The organism is Azospirillum agricola (assembly GCF_017876095.1).
GTDB lineage: Bacteria > Pseudomonadota > Alphaproteobacteria > Azospirillales > Azospirillaceae > Azospirillum > Azospirillum agricola.
The window spans coordinates 255,727-272,401 of the sequence record NZ_JAGINM010000004.1 but is presented as its reverse complement, the minus strand read 5'-3'; the positions used below and the strand labels follow the sequence as shown (position 1 = coordinate 272,401).

Sequence of the window (16,675 nt, the reverse complement as noted above, 5' to 3'; positions counted from 1 at the left end):
GTCCAGTGCAGATTTCGCACAGGATCTAAGTCGCCATCCCAAGAATGCAAGGGAATGGCCGGGCTCCGGCAGGCCTGTTTCGGGCGCGGGAACACAATGGCGGAGGGTGGTGAATTCGGACCGTACTGGTACGACCACTTGGAAGTACCGGAACGGATTGGAGGACAAGCGCGCCGCCGCAAGTCGTCGCGGCGGATGTGTCAACAGGCGCGGTGTGGGTATTGGGGCGGAACTTCGGTTCAGGCCAGGAGTTCGGATCGCGCGTTCGGATCGCGCGCTCAGGCCGGCTTCATCGCCACGTAGCGGCAGAAGCGCAGCCCGTTGCCCAGCACCTGGAGCCGGGCCCACCACAGCTTCAGTTCGCGCGACAGGGCGGCCAGGACGCGGGAGCCGGGGGCATTGGTCTTCAGCGCCTCGCCCAGCTTGCGGACGCGCTCGACGATCTGGCGGCGGTGCAGTTGCGTCAGGTCCTCGGTGATGCGGAGGTCGAGGTTGCGCTGGGTCAACTCGTCGGCCAGGCGGGTGCCGGTCCAGGGGTAGACGTCCAGCGGCTCCTCCTCCCGCCAGCCGTTCCAGTTGTCCCAGGAGCCGGGGGTGCCGTCGATGACGTAATCGAACATCAGGATGCCGCCCTTGGGCTTGACGCAGTCGCCGATGCGGTCGAGCAGCATCTCCTTGTCGCGGACCCGGTGGACGATCCGGTCGGCCATCACCAGATCGAAGCTGCCGGCCTGGTTGAAATGCTCGGGGTCGTAATGGGCGATCGGCGCCTTCTTCGACAGGCCGAGCGTCCTGGAGCGGTCCATCGCCATCTTCGCCAGCAGCGGCGACGGCTCCAGCCCGGTCACCCAGGTGTCGCAGGCGGTCGCCAGCGCGCGCGCCGGCCCGCCCAGACCGGCCGACAGGTCGAGCACGCTCTTGGCGGCGTTCAGCCCGAAGGGCCGCGCCGCGTCGACCACCCACTGGGCGTCGCCCGGTCCGGTCTGGTCCTCCCCCCACAGGAACTGCGCGCCCTCGGCGCGGGCCGGCGACCACACCGGCTCGCCGTGGCGGTCGAGCTGCATCAGCGACAGGCGGTCGAGTTCGGCATCGTCGAGGGAGGCCGCCGGGAGCGGCGAGGCCGGGCCGGCGACCGGCAGGGCGGCGCCCAGGCTGTCGACCGGTTGCAGGGGCTGGCGGTGGTCGCGGGTCGGACGGGCGCCGGGGCGGCTGCCCGGACGCGGCAGCTTGGACAGGTCGTAGCCTTCCCACCAAGCTTCCAGGCGGGTGCGCCAATCCGGGTTGTGCCAGCGTTCGATGTCGCGCGGGACCAAGACGCAGCCATCCTCCGATCGAGCCCGAGATAAAACAAATTTTAGACGAATCATCGCGGGGCGTTGCTTGCCCCTTTCTATCCTGCAATATAGAAGTAAGAAGGTCGAACTTGCCTGTCAAGAAACCAATATTTAACGATTTCCTTTTGATTGAGCCCAATTCTGGGAAAATTTTAGCGAGTCTGCCCAAGTTTTGATCGCCGGTGCTGCCGTTGCGGCGGCGGGCCCGCCCACCTATAGTCCGAACGCAACCGACGGAGGGTTTCGCGTGCCGCACGACACCGGCAATCCTTGGACCGTGCTGTCCAGCACGACCAAGTACGAGAACGCCTGGATCGAGGTGATCGAGCACAAGGTGCTGACGCCGAAGGGCAATCCGGGAATCTACGGGGTGGTCCGCCCGCGCAGCCTCGCCACCGGCGTGGTGCCCATCGACGATGACGGGAACGTCACCCTGGTCGGCCAGTACCGCTTTCCGCTGGAGCGCTACAGCTGGGAGATCCCGGAGGGGGGCGGCGCCAAGGGGGTCGATCCACAGGAGTCGGCGGCCCGCGAACTGCTGGAGGAGACCGGCCAGACGGCGCGCCACTGGCTGCCGCTGATGACCCTCCACCTGTCCAACTGCATCACCGACGAGGTGGCCCACACCTTCCTCGCCTGGGGGCTGGAGCAGGGTGTCGCCTGCCCGGACGACACCGAGGTGCTGGCGACCCGCCGGGTTCCCTTCGCCGAGGCGGTTGCCATGGCGATGCGCGGGGAGATCACCGACTCGATGGCGGTGGCCAGCCTGTTCAAGGTGCGCCTGATGGCGGCGGAAGGGCTTCTGCCCGCCGACGTCGCCCGCCTGATCCGCCTGTGAGAATGCCGATGACCGTTCGGGGCGCGACGCTTCCCCTTTTCGAGACCGAGGGTCTTGCCGTCGCCATCGATTTCGAGACGGCCAACGAACTGCGCACCAGCGCCTGTTCCATCGGCGTCGCCTGGATCGAGAACGGGCGGGTGACGGAGACGGAGGAGCATCTGATCCGCCCGCGCGAGATGCGCTTCAACCCCTTCAACACCGTCATCCACGGCATCCGCGCCGAGGACGTCGCCGACGCCCCGGAATTCCCGGCGGTGTGGGCGCGCCTGCGCGACCGCATGGAGGGGCGGCTGGTGCTGGCCCACAACGCCGCCTTCGACCTCAGCGTGCTGCGCCACACGCTGACCGACTACGGGCTCGACTGGCCGGCCTGCTCCTACCTGTGCACGGTGGTGCTGGCGCGGCGGGCCTGGCCGGCGCTGACCGCGCACAAGCTGAACCACCTCGCCGACTTCCTCGGCATCGCGCTCGACCACCACCGGGCCGGCAGCGACGCCGAAGCCTGCGGGCGCATCGCCCTGGCGGCGACGCGGGAACTGGGGCTGGGCGGCCTGTCGGAGATCGCCAGGGCGACGGGGATCACCTTCGGGCAGCTCGCGCCCGGCGGCTACAGCCCCTGCAAGGGCGGCAAGGCCCCGCGCCGGCCGCGGGCGGCGGCCTGACCGGGGCATCGGCCGCGGAAACCGGCGTTCAGGCCGCGCCGGCGCTCGCCATCATGCGGCGCAGGTCGTTGGGGAACACCGGCTTGTGCAGGATGCGGAAGCCGTTGCGCTCGGCCTCGCGCAGGCGTTCCGGCGCGGTGTCGCCGGTCAGGATGATGCCCGGCACGTCCTTGCCCACCAGATCCTGCACCGCGACCAGCGCCTCGGGGCCGGTGCGGCCGCGCTGGAGCTGGTAGTCGGCCAGCACGATCTGCGGACGGCGGCCGTCGGCGCGCAGGCGCTCCAGCGCCTGGTCGCCCGACTTGGCGGTCAGCACGTCGTAGCCCCAGCCCTCCAGCATCGCCTTCAGGCCCAGCAGGATGATCGCCTCGTCGTCGATCACCAGCACCACGCCCTTGCCCGACGGGGAGGCGCCGCCCTTCGACGGCTCGTCGTTGGCGACCGAGCGCAGAGCCAGCGACGCGGCGGCGGCGGCCGTGCCGGACCCGTGGCCCGACCCGTGGCCCGGGCGGTGGGCGGCGCGCGGCGGGGCGGCGAGCACGACGCGCGGCAGCTCGACCGCGAAGACCGAGCCCTTGCCCTCGGTGGAGCGCACCGTCACCCGGTGGCCGAGCAGCCGCGACAGCCGCTGCACGATGGCGAGCCCCAGCCCCAGGCCGCGCGCGTTGGGCTCGCCGAGCTGGGTGAACTCCTCGAAGATGTCCTCCAGCCGGTCGGCCGGAATGCCGACGCCGCTGTCCCACACCTCGACCCGGACGCCCTCGGCGGTGCGGCGGCAGCCGAGCAGCACGCGGCCGTTGTGGGTGTAGCGCAGGGCGTTCTCCATCAGGTTGCGCAGGATGCGCTCCAGATGGGCCGGGTCGGTGCGGACCCAGGCGCGGGTCGGGATGGCGCGCAGCTCCAGCCCCTTCTGCGCGGCGCGCGGGCCATACTCGGCGACCAGCCGGCCGAGAAGCTGGTTGAGGCGCACGTCGGTCGGGGCGGCGACGATCCTGCCCGATTCCAGCCGCGACATGTCGAGCAGCCCGTCGAGCAGGCCCTTCAGCGTGTCGAGGCCCTGGCGCATGTTCTCCAGCATGGGCAGGCCGGGATGGCCTTGCAGCCGGTCGGCCAGCGCCGCGGCGAACAGGTAGAGCGACTGCACCGGCTGGCGCAGGTCGTGGCTGGCGGCGGCGAGGAACTTCGACTTGGCCTCGTTGGCGCGGTCGGCCTCCTCCCGCAGGCGGGACAGCTCGGCCTCGGCCTGCTTGCGGCCGGTGACGTCGACGGCGGCGCAGGTCACGCCCTCCACCCGGTTGCCGACGCGCAGCGGATCGACGGTCAGGTCGAAGAAGCGGTCCTCGCCCTTGCAGCGGATGCGGATCTCGGCGCGGGCGCCCTCGCCGGTCTCCAGCACGCGGCGCTTCAGGGCGGTGGTGCGGTCGGCGTCCTCGGCGCGCTCGAACAGGTCGTGGTCGGTGCGGCCGATCATCGCTTCCGGGCTGTGGCCAAGCATCGCGGCGTGCGCCCAGCTGTAGCGCAGGTCGCGGTCCTGGTTGAACACCACCACGCCGGAGTTGCGCAGGCCGGTGCGGAAGCGCTCCTCGGCGACCCGCAGGGCCTCCTCGGTGCGCGTGCGCTCGGTGATGTCGAGGCCCGACGCGATCAGGTGGGTGATGCGGCCGTCGGTGTCGAACATCGGCGTCAGCCCGACGTCGAGCGTGCGGGCGCGGCCGCCGGCCAGCCGGATGTCGGCGTCGAAGCGCTCCGTCCGTCCGGTCGCCGCGCGGGCCAGCGCCGCGCGCAGCCGGTCGCGGCCGGGCTCGTTCAGGTACAGCCAGCACATCTCCTCGAAGGGGCGGCCGACGATGCGCGACGCCGGCAGGCCGGCGGCCTCGGCGGCGGCGTGGTTGACCTCGGCGATCACGCCGTCGGGGGTCAGCACGCCGATGAAGGCCGGCAGGGCGTCGAGCACGGCGCGGGTGTGGCGCTCGGACCGGCGCAGCTCCACCGCGCGCGCCTCCACCGTGTCGGCCATGGCGTCGAAGGCGCGGCCGAGCTGGCCGATCTCCGACGAGCGGTCGGACAGGTTGGCGCGGGTCGCCGTCTCCCCGGCGCTCCAGTCGCGGGCGGCGCGGACCAGCGCGCCGACCGGGCGGCGGATGAACAGGGTGCCGCCGATCCAGGCCGCCGCCGCCGCCACCAGGAAGCCCAGCAGGGTCAGGATCAGGCCGTCGCGGGTGGCGCTGTCCACGAGGCCCATGGCCGTCCGCTGGTCGATGCCGACGCTGATGAAGAGGTCGGGGATGCCCTTGTCCGCCGGGGAGAAGGCGGTGACGCGCGGCACGCCGTCCAGCCCCTCCAGCGTGGTCACGCCGATCGCGTCGGCGCGCAGCAGGGCCATCTGGGACTCGGGCAGGCGCTGGCCGGGCTGGCCGGCGCCGGCGGGCAGCTTGACCAGGATGGTGCCGGCGCGGTCGGCGACGGTCAGGGTGGCGTTCTCGGGCAGCGGGCGCGCGGCGAAGTTGGCGGTCAGCCACGGCACGTCGAGCGACAGCGTGACCACGCCGGCGGTGTTGCCCTCGTCGTCGTGGAAGGGGGCGGCCACCGGCAGCTCGCCGCCGCTGGCCTGCGCGCCGCCCGGCATCCATTCGCCGACGACGAAGCTGTTCCCGGCCAGGGCGCGGCGGAAATGCGGCTGTTCGGCCAGCGAGGTGCCCAGGCTGTTCAGGTCGCCGCTGCACAGCACGCGCCCCCCGGCGTCGGCCACGGTGATCGTCCGGTAGTCGGCGGAACGGCTGGCCAGCCGTTGCAGGTAGGTCTGGCAGCGCGCGGTGTCGCCGGTGCGCAGGAAGGACGCCTCGGTCACGGCGGTGATCATCAGGTGGGCGCTGTCGATGATGCGGGCCTGTTCGCCCTCGACCAGATGCAGCAGGCGTTCGGCCTGGGTCACGATCTCCGCCTCGCGCTCGGCGCGGAGCGTCAGCACGCCGTGGAGCTGGATGCCGATGGCCGGCAGCACGGCGAGCAGGACCAGAACGAAGAGGCGTGCCAGAAGGGTCATGGCGTCGACAGGCTCCCACACGAAGCGGGTCGGGGCCGGCGCGTGCTGCGCCCATCCTTGCCGCTGCTTTGGAATAGCCCGTTTATGGTTAAATCAAGGTTAATTGGTCGGTCGAATTTTGAAGAGGCGAAGTCAACATATGGTCGCAAAGCGGCGGTACTCCTTTGGTTCTCCGATTCCCCAAGAAATCCGATAAATATTGATGAGAATTATTTTATCTTTGTAGGAAAAAAAGAGGTACCCCCATCAGATCCCCTGGGAAAATCTGCCGGCGAAGAACGATGAGGGAAGCTTGATGCCCGCTTGGCGTGTCCTTCCAAAAAGCGTCTCGCCGGTCTCGCGTGCCGTCGCGCCGGCGTCCGGCCGGCATGAAACATCCAGGACCGCCCGAGGTTGCGCCCGGTTTCGGCCGGGGTGTGGGCGGGCGGTGCCGGTTTTGTTGCGGTGCCGGGAAAACGCGCTCGGGTTAACTCTTTTGTGCACGTCCGCGCTTTTCTTTCGAAAGATATCTGCGTTACCGTTTCTCCATGTCTGGAAAGATTGTCGCGGTCGGCAACCTGAAAGGCGGAACCGGCAAAAGCACGGTGGCCGTCAATGTGGCCTGCGCTCTGGCGAGCGGCGGGAGGGCGAAGGTCGTCCTCGTCGATGCCGACGGGCAGGGCACGGCGACCGACTGGGGCGCCAAGGGCCGGCTCGGGGTCAGCGTCCGCTCCCACCCCTTCGAGGAGGCGGGCGGCGCCGGTTCGGCTGCCTGGAACGCGGCGGTCGACGAGCTGAAGGCCGGGCACGACTTTGTCGTCGTCGATCTGCCGCCGCAGCTGGGCGACGCGACCCTGAACGCGCTGGTCGGGGCCAACCTGTTCGTCGTTCCGGTGACCGCCAGCGGCGCCGACCTGAAGGCGACGGCCAAGGCGATCGACCTGCTGCGGCGGGCGCGCGCCCTGCGCGACGACCGCCGCCCCGCCTGCCTGCTGGTGCCGTCGCGGGTCGATCGCCGAACCGCCGCCGGCAAGGAGATCGAGGCGGTGCTGCATGATTTCGGGGAGCCGGTGGCTCCGGCCATCGGCCAGCGCACCGTCCATGTCGACGCCTTCACGGCCGGCGAATGGGTCGGCGCCTACGCGCCCCGCTCGGTGGCGCACGATGAGATCGAGGTTCTCGCGGCGATTGTCAGAAGGGTGAAGTGATGGCCTCAAGGAAGCGTCCCTCGTTGCGTGACAACATCGCCCCGGCCGAGGCTTCCGGCGAGGCTCCGGGCGCGCCGCCCGACGCTGCTTCCGATGGGAAGCCGGCGGAAGGCGCTTCGGAAACGGCCGCCGGCGGCCTGGCCGCTGCCGCCGATGTGGAGCCTTCTCTTGCCCCCAATCCCAATCCCAATCCTGATCCCGAGCCCGTCGCTGCCGCTGCCGACCCGGTGGCGCAGCCGTCCGCCGAGGCCGCGGTGAGCCAATCCCCGGCGGCCCCCGTCCCGTCCGAACCGGAGCCCGCTCCCGGCCCGGCGGCCGTTTCCGAACCGCCCCCGGCGCTTGCCGCGGATGCCGCCGTGCCGGAGCGCACCGCCAGCCCAGCCCCCAATCCCGCAGTTCCTTCCGCCATGGAGACGGTCGTGTCCTCTGCTTCCAGTGAAACGGTCGAATCCCCGACCCCCGCCGCCAGCCCGGCTTCCATCGGACAAACCCCGCCGTCCGCCGCTCCGGCTCCGGCGCGTTCGTCGGGCGCCTTCGCGCTGGCGGTCGTCGCGGCGCTGCTGGGAACCGCCGGACTGGCGGCGACCGCGAGCCTGCCCTACTGGTCGCCCGACCTGCGCCGGCAGGCCAGCGCCGCCCAGGCCCTGGACGGACGGATCGGCACGGTCGAGAGCCGGCTCGGCGTCGTGGCGGCGGCGGGCGCCCCGCTGGCCGACCGGGTGACGGCGCTGGAGGCCAGCCTCGGCGCGCTCGACCGCAAGATCGCGGCGCTGCCCGACGCCAAGGCGTTCGGCGCGCTGGCCATCGCGCAGCTCACCACCGCCCTGGCGGATTCCGATCCCTTCGCGGCGCAGCTGGTCGCCGTCCGCGCCTCCGGCGTCGCCGACGCCACGTTGCAGGCCGCGCTGGACGGTCTGGCGCCGCGCGCCGCGACCGGCATCCCCACCGCGGGCGACCTGACCGAGCGATTCCTGCTGGTGGTTCCCCAGGCCCTGGCCGCCGACCTGCGCGCCGCCGCCGAGGAAGCCGCCAAGGCGGCGCAGGCGGCGCAGGCTGCCCAGGTGGCTCCGGCCCCCGCCGCGGAGGTCGCCACGCCTCCGGCGGCGGCCCCGGCCGAGGGAAGCGCCGAAACGGCCGCCGCGCCGGCCACCGATGGGCCGGGTCTCTACGAGCAGGTCTGGTCGCTGCTGTCCGGCACCGCCGACCTGCTGCGCACCGCGAGCTTCAGCGGCGGCGAGGTGCGCAACGCGGCCAGCCTGCTGGAACAGGCCGGCAGCCTGATCGCCTCCGGCGATTTGGTGGCGACGGTCGAGGTGCTCGGCAAGCTGGAAGGGGCGGCGGCGGAAACGGCCGGCCCCTGGCTGGAGGACGCGCGGGCCCGTGTCGCGGCGGACCAGGCGGCGGCGCTGCTCGGCGCGCGCGCGGCCGCCCTGCTGCCGGCCAAGTCGTAACGGAACGGGCCGCCGCTGGCCGGCCGCCGACAACCGGCGCCGGTCAGTGGCAGCCGCTCCATAGGGCGATGTAGTCGGACAGGCTGCGGCCCGGCGTCTCGTCGAAGCCGCGCTCCAGCGGGTGCAGCGCGTCCATGCGGTCGAGACGGAAGCTGCGGAAATCCTCGCGCAGCTCGCACCAGCCGCCGAGCGTCCACACCTTGCCCCAGAAGAACAGCCCGAGCGGCTGGACCGAGCGGGCGGAATGGGTTCCGTCCTCGCGCCGGTAGTCGAACAGCACGACGCGGCGGCCGTTGATCGCCGCGCGCAGCGTGTCCATCCGTTCGCGCAGGGGGACCGGAAAACCGAAATCGGGGACGAACAGCCGGCTGTCGGCCAGTTCGCGCCGCCGGGCCTCGGGCACCGCCGCCTCGACCTTCTCCAGGGCGCGGGCGGCGGCCTCGGCCAGTTCGCCGCCGGTCCAGGCGCGGGCCAGCCGGGCGCCGACGACCAGCGCCTCGACCTCGTCGCGGGTGAACATCAGCGGCGGCAGGTCGTAGCCGTCGCGCAGCAGATAGCCGACGCCGGCCTCCCCCTCCACCGGCACGCCCGACCCGATCAGGTCGCGCATGTCGCGGTAGACGGTGCGTTCGGAGACCTCCAGGCGCCGCGCCAGCTCGGCCGCCGTCACCAGCCGGCCCTTGCGGAGCTGTTGGACGATCTGGAACAGGCGGTCGGCGCGGCGCATGGCGGCGGCTTCCGGATCGGCGGCTTTGGACCGGCGGTCAGTGCGGCGAATGCAGCCCGATGCGGTTGCCCTCGCTGTCGATGAACTGGGCGAACCAGCCGATCTCCGGGGTGATGATCGTCTTCGGCACCGCCAGGGTGGCGCCGGCCTCCAGCGCGCGGGCCAGCGGGACCGACAGGTCGTCGCCGCCGTTCAGGTAGACCGTGGCGCCGCTGGCGCCGGGCGTGCAGCTCTCGTGCTGGATCAGGGCGCCGGTGACGGCGTTCCGGTCGTCGGCGGGGAAGATCGCCATGGGCGTCGCCATGCCGCTGGGGCAGCCTTCCTGGCGCAGCGTGACGGCGAAGACCGTCTCGTAGAAGCGGACGGCGCGGGCAAGGTCGGCGACCGGGATTTCGAACCAGACGGCGACGTTGGCGATGGCCGTGGGGGTGGCCGTGGGGGTGGCGCTCATGGAACAGGCTCCTGACAAGAGGGGAGGGGGAGGAAGGGTTCGCGCCGGCACGCCCCCTTCTATACACACCCCCTCCTGACAGCGTGCTGTCAGGATGATCGGGCGGCGCGCCGATGGCAACCGCCGCCCTCCGTCTTCCTTGCCGCTTTCCCCGTTGCCGGGATCAGGCGCCGAGCACGCCGCGGTCGTTCTTGGCGACCAGCGCGTTGAAGTAGGGCTCCATCGTCGCGTCGTCGAGGCCGAAGGCCTGCTGGTACTGGATGATCAGGTCGCGCTCGCCGGGCTCGGCCTCGCCGTCGGCCATGGCGCTGTCGATCATGTTCAGCAGGATGCACAGGCGCTGCTTCTGGTCCAGCCGGGGCGTGATCTCTTGCAGGAAGGCGGCCGTCGGCGTGCTGCGGGCGTATTTCAGGCAGCGGTCCAACTCGTCGCGGGTGGCGTTGCGGCCGAGCACCGAGACGAGGTGGGCCACCTCCTCCGGGTCGATCTCGCCGTCCGATCCCATGCACTGGATCAACGACACCGCCAGCGCGCGGCGGGGGGTGAGTTCCAGGGGGGCGGCGCCCTTGAACTTGTCGAACAGGCCCATTGGAAGTCCTCCGTTCTGTGAAGCCGCCGCGCATATGGGGGTGCGTGGCGGAGCCTCACAGAGCGGTGGAAGATGACAAATCTTTCATGATTCCGCCGGTCGCGGAGGGCGGCGACGGAAAGCCTCAGACGTGGGAGCTGCGGGCCGACTGCTCCAGCGCCTTGATGTGCGACAGGCCGGGCAGGATCTCGGACTTCACGAACTCCATCCGGCGGTTGGGACCGCCGCCGCCGCGCAGGAAGCGGCTCTTCCACAGGTTCATCTTCACCGCCAGCCCGCACAGCACGCCGCCGATGGTGACGTGGTGGGAGGCGATCAGCTCGCGGATCGCCCGGAAGGTGTCGGCGTTGATGTCGTTCCAGAAGTCCTTCGACCGGTTGTCGAAGCTCTCGAACCGCCCGGTGATCGAGGTCGAGATGTCGGTCAGGTCGTTGGCGATCTCGTCCAGCATCTTCATCTGGCGGGGGTCGCGCTTGACCTCGGCGGAGCTGCGGATCTCGCCCATCCAGGTGACGAAGCGCTGGACCTCGGGGACGATCTCGTCCAGGCATTTGCGGAAATAGGCCAGCGACAGGAAGATGTCGCCGTATTCCTCCAGGAACTGCGGGATCTCGGTCAGGCCGATGTCGAGCCGGTCGGCCATCATGCGCAGGTTGCGCAGGGCCTCGTCGCGGTTGGGGGTGGCGAACATGCGGATGATGTCGCTGACGTCGGCGACCTGCACCTCCTCCTGCCCGTAGACATACTCCATCAGCGGGCGGGTGAAGACGCGCATGTAGCTGGTCAGCTCCGCCTTCTTGCGGTCCGACAGGGTCAGGGACTCGACGCTGTTGACGTCGATGTTCATCCGCCGCAGCTCGATGCGCGAGGAATAGACGTCGAAGCTGGAGGCGGTGGCGATCTTCTCGATCTTCAGCAGATCGCGCTCGACCTCGTCCTTGTAGGATTCGAAGTAGGCCGGGATGTGGCGCGGCACCACCTGCCCGCTGCCGGTCTGGGCGTCGCGGAACATCTCGACGACGGTCTGGAGGCGGACGTTCTTGATCAGGCGGGCGTGCTGGAGGCCGGGGGTCTCCAGCGGGATGCTCGACAGCGGCAGGATGTGCAGCGAATCGCGGGCCTCGTCGTCCCAGGTCTTGCGCCTGGCCTCGTCGCCGCTGGCGGCTGCCTTCGCCGCGTCCGTCTCGATCTGACCTGTGTCGCCCTCCACCCCGATCACTCCCAACGCGCGCCCGGCGCCGTCCGAATGTTATCGCCGAACGCACCATACAACAGGTGGCGGTCCAGGCAAGAAACCAGATTCCACGCCCGCCTCCGGATTTCCATAGGGGATTTCCATAGGAAAGGCACGCCATCGCCCGCAATGGAAAAGGCCGGTCCGCCCGGCGGGGGCGGACCGGCCCATCGCCGGTGGCGGGAGGGCGCCGGGCGTCAATGGACGCTCAGCGGCTCCATGTCGTTCTGGCGGACGGCGGCGAAGGCGACGTCGCGTTCCGGCATGACGCTGAGCGGCGTGCCGTCGGCGGCGTGGATGGAGAAGGCGGTCTCGCCGTCGACCTCCACCGGGCGGACATAGGCGACGTGGCCCAGGCCGAAGGCCGCGAAATCCTGCGGCGAGAGATGGCTCAACTGGGCGAGCAGGGGGTGCGTCGTGGTCATGGTCAGGATCCTTGGCGGTCGGCGGCGACGTCGATCGTCTGCGGCCCCGGCGAGCCGGCGGCGCGGGGTTGCTCGATCTTGATCGTGCGGACCTTGGGCTCGGGCATCGGGCGCGTCAGGTCGATGTTCAGCAGCCCGTTGTCGAGCGAGCAGCCGATCACCTCGATCCCGTCGGCCAGCACGAAGCTGCGCTGGAACTGGCGGGCGGCGATGCCGCGGTGCAGGTACAGGCGCGACTTGTCGTCGGTCTGGCGGCCGCGGATGACGAGCTGGTTGTCCTCGATCTGGACCGACAGGTCCTCGGAGGTGAAGCCGGCCACCGCGAGGGTGATGCGCAGGCCGTCGTCGCCGATCTGCTCGATGTTGTAGGGCGGGTAGCCCTCGGCGGAATTCTTGGCGATCCGGTCGAGCGTGCGCTCGAACTGGTCGAAGCCCAGCAACAGCGGGCTGTTGAAGAGCGACAGGCGTGTCGTCACGGGCGCATCCTCCTCTTGGTGCGAGCGAGTTGCACGGAACATGGACCCGTTTCCGGCGTCCGGCGAAGGGCAGCCCAAAAGGCTTTCGGCGCTGCCATATCTCCTAGATTGGGGGACGCGCTCCGCCGGTCAAGGATCCCGTCAGCGATCGAGCCGCCCGGCGACCGCGTCGGCGATGGCGAGGCAGGAGGTCAGACCCGGCGATTCGATGCCGAACAGGTTGACCAGCCCCGGAATCCCGTGGGTCTCCGGCCCTTGCAGCAGGAAATCCCGCTGCGGCTGGCCGGGGCCGCTCAGCTTGGGGCGGACGCCGGAATAGGCCGGCACCAGCGCCCCGTCGGGCAGGCCGGGCCAATAGGCGCGCACCGAGTCGTAGAAGGCGTCGGCCCGCGCCGGATCGACCGCGTAGTCGACGGGGGCGTCGGCGTCCGCCAGCCATTCGACGTCCGGCCCGAAACGCGCCTGCCCGGCGAGGTCGAGCGTCAGGTGCACCCCGAGCCCGCCATCGACCGGCACCGGGTAGACGAGGCGCGAGAAGGGCGAGCGCCCCTGGCCCAGCGCGTAGTAGTTGCCCTTGGCCAGCACGCGCGGCGGCAGATCCCCGGCCGGGAAGCCCTCCAGCCCGATTGCCACCGCCCAGGCGCCGAGCCCGGCGGCGTTGACCAGCGTCGCGCAGCCCAGCCGCATCGGCTCGGCCCCGCCGACCTCCAGCACGAAACCGTCCGTCTCGCGGTGGGCGCGCTCCAGCGGGCTCAGCAGGGCCAGCATGGCGCCGGAATCCTCGGCGTCGCCCAGCAGGGCCAGCATCAGCCCGTGGCTGTCGACGATTCCGGTGGAGGGCGAGACCAGCGCGCCGACCGTGCGCAGGTTGGGCTCCCATTCGCGGGCGGTGGCGGCGTCGATGGCGTACAGATCGGTGACGCCGTTGGCGGCGGCCTGGGCGCGGATCGCGTCGAGCCGGGCGAGCTGGCTGTCCTCGGTCGCGACGATCAGCTTGCCGAGCCGGCGGTGCTCCACCCCATGCTCGGCGCAATATTGATAGAGCGCGTCCCGCCCGGCGACGCAGAGCCGGGCGCGCAGGCTGCCGGTGGGGTAGTAGATGCCGGCGTGGATGACCTCGGAGTTGCGCGAGCTGGTCCCGGTGCCGATGGCGTCGGCGGCCTCCAGCACGATCACCTCGTGTCCGGCCCGCGCCAGCCGGCGGGCGATCGCCAGCCCGACCACCCCGGCCCCGACCACCACGCACTCCACCCGTTCCATCGCCCCGCCTCTTCGCACGTCGTCCGCCGGCAGGGGAGCGCAAAGCGGAGGGCGGCGCAAGCGGAACCCGGCGATGCGTGCCCTGCCGCGACGCGGCGTTTGACTCGAGCGCGCGGATGCGTATAGTGCGCGCCTTCACCTCCTGGGAAAGCGGGTGTGCGCCGTCGTGCGTGCGCCCCGTCCGTTGCCGCAAGGCTGGCGGAACTACCGGGACAACATCAACTCGTGTTCCAACGAGGACGTGAGAGTCATGAGCAAGCGTCAAGAGTCCAAGTACAAGATCGACCGCCGCCTCGGCGTCAACCTCTGGGGCCGTTCCAAGAGCCCGCTGAACAAGCGCGAGTACGGTCCCGGCCAGCACGGCCAGCGCCGCAAGAAGCCGTCGGACTACGGCCTCCAGCTGATGGCCAAGCAGAAGCTGAAGGGCTACTACGGCAACATCGGCGAGAAGCAGTTCCGCCGCATCTACGCCGAGGCCGTGCGCCGCAAGGGCGACACCGGCGAGAACCTGATCGGCCTGCTCGAGCGCCGTCTGGACGCGGTGGTCTACCGCATGAAGTTCGCGCCGACCCCGTTCGCCGCGCGCCAGATCATCAACCACGGCCACATCCTGGTCAACGGCCGCCGCCTGAACATCGCCTCGGCCCGCCTGAAGGACAACGACGTCGTCGAGGTCAAGGCCAAGTCGAAGCAGATGGCGCTGATCCTGGAAGCCTCGGCCTCCGGCGAGCGTGACATCCCCGACTACCTGGAGGTCGAGGGCGGCAACCTGAAGGGCCGTTTCGTCCGCGCGCCGCTGCTCGCCGACGTGCCGTACCCGGTCCAGATGGAACCGAACCTGGTCGTCGAGTTCTACTCGCGCTGATCGGTCGGCTTCCGCCGCAAAAGACAAGGCCGCTCCCTCGGGAGCGGCCTTTTTCTTTGGCGCGGAGTGCCGGGTTGCGGAGCCCCCTTGCGCATTCGCATAAAATTTTATATAAAAGCCAATCGAATTGATGCGATGACCGAGGCGGGAGGGCGTCATGTCGGCGACCGATTGGATCGAGGAACGGCTGGAAAGCCGCCGCGAGGCCGCCCGCACCCGCCTGATGCAGCGGCAACGCCGCGCCGGTGCGAAGAAGCGCACCCATGTTCGCGACATCGCCCGCCTGATGCTGGTCGCCTCGCTGGTGATGCTCGCGGTGCTCGTCGTCGAAATGAGCCGCAAGGCGGTCACCGTTCTCAACCACGCCAGCGCACCGGCGGCGAGTTCCAGCATCGGCTGAGAGGACGCGGAGGCATCGCGCGGCTTCCTCTTCCTCCGACACGTCATGCCCGTGCCCGGCACAAGACCGGGCATGACGAGAGGGAGCGGTGTCTCTACGGCAGGATGACGACGTAGCGCTTGGTCGTCGTCCCGACCACCGTCCAGCGTCCCTGGAAGCCCGGCTCGATGACGAAGCGGTCGCCGGCCGTCAGCCGCCAGGAGCGGCCGTCGTCGTGGGCGACGACGCTCTCGCCCTCCAGGATCTCGCAATATTCCCACTCGTCGTAGACGATCCGCCAGGCGCCGGGCGTGGAGCGCCATGTCCCGGCGAAGCGCTTGCCGTCGGGCGACTCGTAGGCGTTCCAGGTGGTGAAGACCGGGGCGCCGGACAGCAGCCGGTCGGCGGCGGGGGCGCCGGTCTCGGGCGCCGCGTCGATGGGCAGCGGGGAAAGCGTGGTCATGACGGGCTCCTCCTCACCACGCCGCCAGCAGCGGCGGCAAATCCAGCACCGAGTCGATGCGGCGGTAATGCTCGTCGGGCGGTGCGGCCTCCTCGTGCGCCCAGGTGATGGCGTAGGGGACGTGGACCGCGTGGGCGCCGATGGCCAGCACCGGCAGGATGTCCGAGCGCACCGAGTTGCCGACCATCACGAAGCGCGCCGGGTCGACGCCGTGGCGCTCCAGCACCCGGCGGTAGCTGGCGGGATCCTTCTCGCTGACGATCTCCACCGCGTCGAAGCGGCCGGCGAGGCCGGAACGGGCGATCTTGCTTTCCTGGTCGAACAGGTCGCCCTTGGTGACCAGGACCAGCCGGTAGCGGCCGGCCAGCGCCGCCACCGTGTCGGCGACGCCGGGCAGCAGCTCCACCGGATGCTCCAGCATCGCCTTGCCGAAATCGACGAGGCTTTGCAGGTCGCGGGCGGGCACGCGGCCGTCGGTGACGGCGATGGCGGTCTCGATCATCGACAGGACGAAGCCCTTGATGCCGTAGCCGTAGATCCGCAGGTTCGCGCGCTCCGCCTCCAGCAGCCGGCGGTCGAGGTCGGCCGGGTCGGCGCTGTGGGCGAGCAGGGCGCGGAAGCGCTCCTGCGTCATCGAGAAGAGCGACTCGTTGTGCCACAGCGTGTCGTCGCCGTCGAAGCCGATGGTGTCGATCATGATGAGCGCCGTATCTTCCGTAAGTAAAACAAAGCATGACCCAAGACGGGCGGGATTGTCCAGGGGGCCGTCTATTGTAGGCCGAGCGAACGATAAGTGTATGGAATGACAGTTCTGCCACAGATCGGTGACATTCCACAGCCAGTTACTCGTTGCCTGCAAAGCGGGCATGTTGCCGAAGGGGGTGGCAATGGGACTCGAAACGGCGTAATTATCTTTCCACACACAGAGGACGTGATCGCCTCACCGGCGAACCCCTCGGAAAACAAGACAATAGGAATCACCATCATGGCAACCCTCCTGCATTCGGCCGATGCCGGCCGCGGCACCCTGTCCTTCGCCCATATCGTCGAGAGCGCCTCCAACATGTTCGGCCTGTGGCGCCAGCGCATCGTGACCCGCCGCGAGCTCGGCCGTCTCGACGAGCGCATGCTCCAGGACATCGGCTTCAGCCGTCTGGACGCCGACCAGGAAATGTCCAAGCCGTTCTGGCGCGAATGAGCGCCCCGGACGACAGGGCAGACGACAAAAAGGGCCGCTCCCGATCGGGATGCGGCCCTTTTTCATTGTCCGGACGCGGCGTCGTCCTGC

At 70.1% G+C, this 16,675-nt stretch carries 18 protein-coding genes; 7 read left to right on the top strand and 11 right to left on the bottom strand.

What is annotated here, in order from left to right; translation table 11 throughout:
- Window positions 1-278: 278 nt before the first annotated feature.
- Window positions 279-1,313, bottom strand: coding sequence for a class I SAM-dependent methyltransferase (locus J2847_RS07700; protein ID WP_233474347.1), 1,035 nt, complete (start codon window positions 1,311-1,313; stop codon window positions 279-281).
- A gap of 268 nt (window positions 1,314-1,581) precedes the next feature.
- On the opposite strand from J2847_RS07700, the gene J2847_RS07695 reads away from it, so the two are divergent.
- Window positions 1,582-2,172 (top strand): NUDIX domain-containing protein, encoded by a 591-nt coding sequence (locus J2847_RS07695; RefSeq protein ID WP_209778353.1) that lies wholly within the window; start codon window positions 1,582-1,584, stop codon window positions 2,170-2,172.
- A gap of 8 nt (window positions 2,173-2,180) precedes the next feature.
- The gene (locus J2847_RS07690) at window positions 2,181-2,837 is read left to right on the top strand and encodes a 3'-5' exonuclease (protein ID WP_209778351.1); all 657 of its coding nucleotides are present in this window, start codon (window positions 2,181-2,183) and stop codon (window positions 2,835-2,837) included.
- Between the two features lie 28 nt (window positions 2,838-2,865).
- Here the strand turns inward: J2847_RS07690 and J2847_RS07685 are convergent, their stop codons facing one another.
- Window positions 2,866-5,880 carry a PAS domain-containing protein gene (locus J2847_RS07685; RefSeq protein WP_209778350.1) on the bottom strand — a complete coding sequence of 1,005 codons (3,015 nt, stop codon included), beginning with the start codon at window positions 5,878-5,880 and terminating at the stop codon, window positions 2,866-2,868.
- Window positions 5,881-6,407: 527 nt separating this feature from the next.
- Here J2847_RS07685 and J2847_RS07680 point away from each other — a divergent pair.
- Together J2847_RS07680 and J2847_RS34540 are read left to right on the top strand one after the other, a co-directional pair.
- Window positions 6,408-7,067, top strand: coding sequence for a ParA family protein (locus J2847_RS07680; RefSeq protein WP_209778348.1), 660 nt, complete (start codon window positions 6,408-6,410; stop codon window positions 7,065-7,067).
- Window positions 7,068-7,486: 419 nt separating this feature from the next.
- Complete coding sequence (locus J2847_RS34540; RefSeq protein WP_209778346.1) at window positions 7,487-8,518, top strand: hypothetical protein; 1,032 nt, start codon at window positions 7,487-7,489, stop codon at window positions 8,516-8,518.
- A gap of 43 nt (window positions 8,519-8,561) precedes the next feature.
- Here the strand turns inward: J2847_RS34540 and J2847_RS07670 are convergent, their stop codons facing one another.
- The 7 genes from J2847_RS07670 to J2847_RS07640 form a co-directional block, all read right to left on the bottom strand.
- Complete coding sequence (locus J2847_RS07670; RefSeq protein ID WP_085555301.1) at window positions 8,562-9,245, bottom strand: helix-turn-helix transcriptional regulator; 684 nt, start codon at window positions 9,243-9,245, stop codon at window positions 8,562-8,564.
- Between the two features lie 37 nt (window positions 9,246-9,282).
- On the bottom strand, window positions 9,283-9,696 hold the full coding sequence (locus J2847_RS07665) for a VOC family protein (protein WP_209778344.1): 414 nt from the start codon (window positions 9,694-9,696) through the stop codon (window positions 9,283-9,285).
- 163 nt (window positions 9,697-9,859) lie between these two features.
- Window positions 9,860-10,285, bottom strand: coding sequence for a tellurite resistance TerB family protein (locus tag J2847_RS07660; RefSeq protein WP_209778343.1), 426 nt, complete (start codon window positions 10,283-10,285; stop codon window positions 9,860-9,862).
- A 124-nt stretch (window positions 10,286-10,409) separates the two neighbouring features.
- Window positions 10,410-11,474 carry a hypothetical protein gene (locus tag J2847_RS07655; protein WP_209778570.1) on the bottom strand — a complete coding sequence of 355 codons (1,065 nt, stop codon included), beginning with the start codon at window positions 11,472-11,474 and terminating at the stop codon, window positions 10,410-10,412.
- A 242-nt stretch (window positions 11,475-11,716) separates the two neighbouring features.
- Window positions 11,717-11,944, bottom strand: coding sequence for a DUF1150 family protein (locus J2847_RS07650; RefSeq protein ID WP_085555299.1), 228 nt, complete (start codon window positions 11,942-11,944; stop codon window positions 11,717-11,719).
- Between the two features lie 2 nt (window positions 11,945-11,946).
- Entirely contained in the window at window positions 11,947-12,420 is a 474-nt protein-coding gene (locus J2847_RS07645; protein ID WP_085555298.1) for an Hsp20 family protein, read from the bottom strand.
- A gap of 141 nt (window positions 12,421-12,561) precedes the next feature.
- Window positions 12,562-13,680: an NAD(P)/FAD-dependent oxidoreductase gene (locus tag J2847_RS07640; RefSeq protein WP_209778341.1), complete on the bottom strand. Its 1,119-nt coding sequence runs from the start codon at window positions 13,678-13,680 to the stop codon at window positions 12,562-12,564.
- A 250-nt stretch (window positions 13,681-13,930) separates the two neighbouring features.
- Between J2847_RS07640 and rpsD the strand changes: the two genes are divergently transcribed.
- Together rpsD and J2847_RS07630 are read left to right on the top strand one after the other, a co-directional pair.
- Window positions 13,931-14,545, top strand: a complete 615-nt coding sequence (rpsD, locus tag J2847_RS07635) for a 30S ribosomal protein S4 (protein WP_085555296.1) — start codon at window positions 13,931-13,933, stop codon at window positions 14,543-14,545.
- A gap of 157 nt (window positions 14,546-14,702) precedes the next feature.
- Window positions 14,703-14,945 (top strand): hypothetical protein, encoded by a 243-nt coding sequence (locus tag J2847_RS07630; RefSeq protein WP_209778339.1) that lies wholly within the window; start codon window positions 14,703-14,705, stop codon window positions 14,943-14,945.
- A gap of 94 nt (window positions 14,946-15,039) precedes the next feature.
- On the opposite strand, the gene J2847_RS07625 is transcribed toward J2847_RS07630, so the two are convergent.
- A complete protein-coding gene (locus J2847_RS07625) occupies window positions 15,040-15,387 on the bottom strand; it encodes a cupin domain-containing protein (protein ID WP_209778337.1) in 348 nt (115 codons plus the stop codon).
- Window positions 15,388-15,400: 13 nt separating this feature from the next.
- Entirely contained in the window at window positions 15,401-16,084 is a 684-nt protein-coding gene (locus tag J2847_RS07620; protein WP_209778336.1) for an HAD family hydrolase, read from the bottom strand.
- Window positions 16,085-16,372: 288 nt separating this feature from the next.
- On the opposite strand from J2847_RS07620, the gene J2847_RS07615 reads away from it, so the two are divergent.
- A complete protein-coding gene (locus J2847_RS07615; RefSeq protein ID WP_085555292.1) occupies window positions 16,373-16,585 on the top strand; it encodes a DUF1127 domain-containing protein in 213 nt (70 codons plus the stop codon).
- Window positions 16,586-16,675: the final 90 nt, after the last annotated feature.

Excerpts from the sequence above, each read along its gene's own strand:
- J2847_RS07690 (WP_209778351.1), top strand. The coding sequence starts at position 2,181 with ATGACCGTTCGGGGCGCGACGCTTCCCCTTTTCGAGACCGAGGGTCTT.
- J2847_RS07685 (WP_209778350.1), bottom strand. The coding sequence starts at position 5,880 with ATGACCCTTCTGGCACGCCTCTTCGTTCTGGTCCTGCTCGCCGTGCTG.
- J2847_RS07680 (WP_209778348.1), top strand. The coding sequence starts at position 6,408 with ATGTCTGGAAAGATTGTCGCGGTCGGCAACCTGAAAGGCGGAACCGGC.
- J2847_RS07670 (WP_085555301.1), bottom strand. The coding sequence starts at position 9,245 with ATGCGCCGCGCCGACCGCCTGTTCCAGATCGTCCAACAGCTCCGCAAG.
- J2847_RS07665 (WP_209778344.1), bottom strand. The coding sequence starts at position 9,696 with ATGAGCGCCACCCCCACGGCCACCCCCACGGCCATCGCCAACGTCGCC.
- J2847_RS07660 (WP_209778343.1), bottom strand. The coding sequence starts at position 10,285 with ATGGGCCTGTTCGACAAGTTCAAGGGCGCCGCCCCCCTGGAACTCACC.
- J2847_RS07650 (WP_085555299.1), bottom strand. The coding sequence starts at position 11,944 with ATGACCACGACGCACCCCCTGCTCGCCCAGTTGAGCCATCTCTCGCCG.
- J2847_RS07640 (WP_209778341.1), bottom strand. The coding sequence starts at position 13,680 with ATGGAACGGGTGGAGTGCGTGGTGGTCGGGGCCGGGGTGGTCGGGCTG.
- rpsD (WP_085555296.1), top strand. The coding sequence starts at position 13,931 with ATGAGCAAGCGTCAAGAGTCCAAGTACAAGATCGACCGCCGCCTCGGC.
- J2847_RS07630 (WP_209778339.1), top strand. The coding sequence starts at position 14,703 with ATGTCGGCGACCGATTGGATCGAGGAACGGCTGGAAAGCCGCCGCGAG.
- J2847_RS07625 (WP_209778337.1), bottom strand. The coding sequence starts at position 15,387 with ATGACCACGCTTTCCCCGCTGCCCATCGACGCGGCGCCCGAGACCGGC.
- J2847_RS07620 (WP_209778336.1), bottom strand. The coding sequence starts at position 16,084 with ATGATCGACACCATCGGCTTCGACGGCGACGACACGCTGTGGCACAAC.
- J2847_RS07615 (WP_085555292.1), top strand. The coding sequence starts at position 16,373 with ATGGCAACCCTCCTGCATTCGGCCGATGCCGGCCGCGGCACCCTGTCC.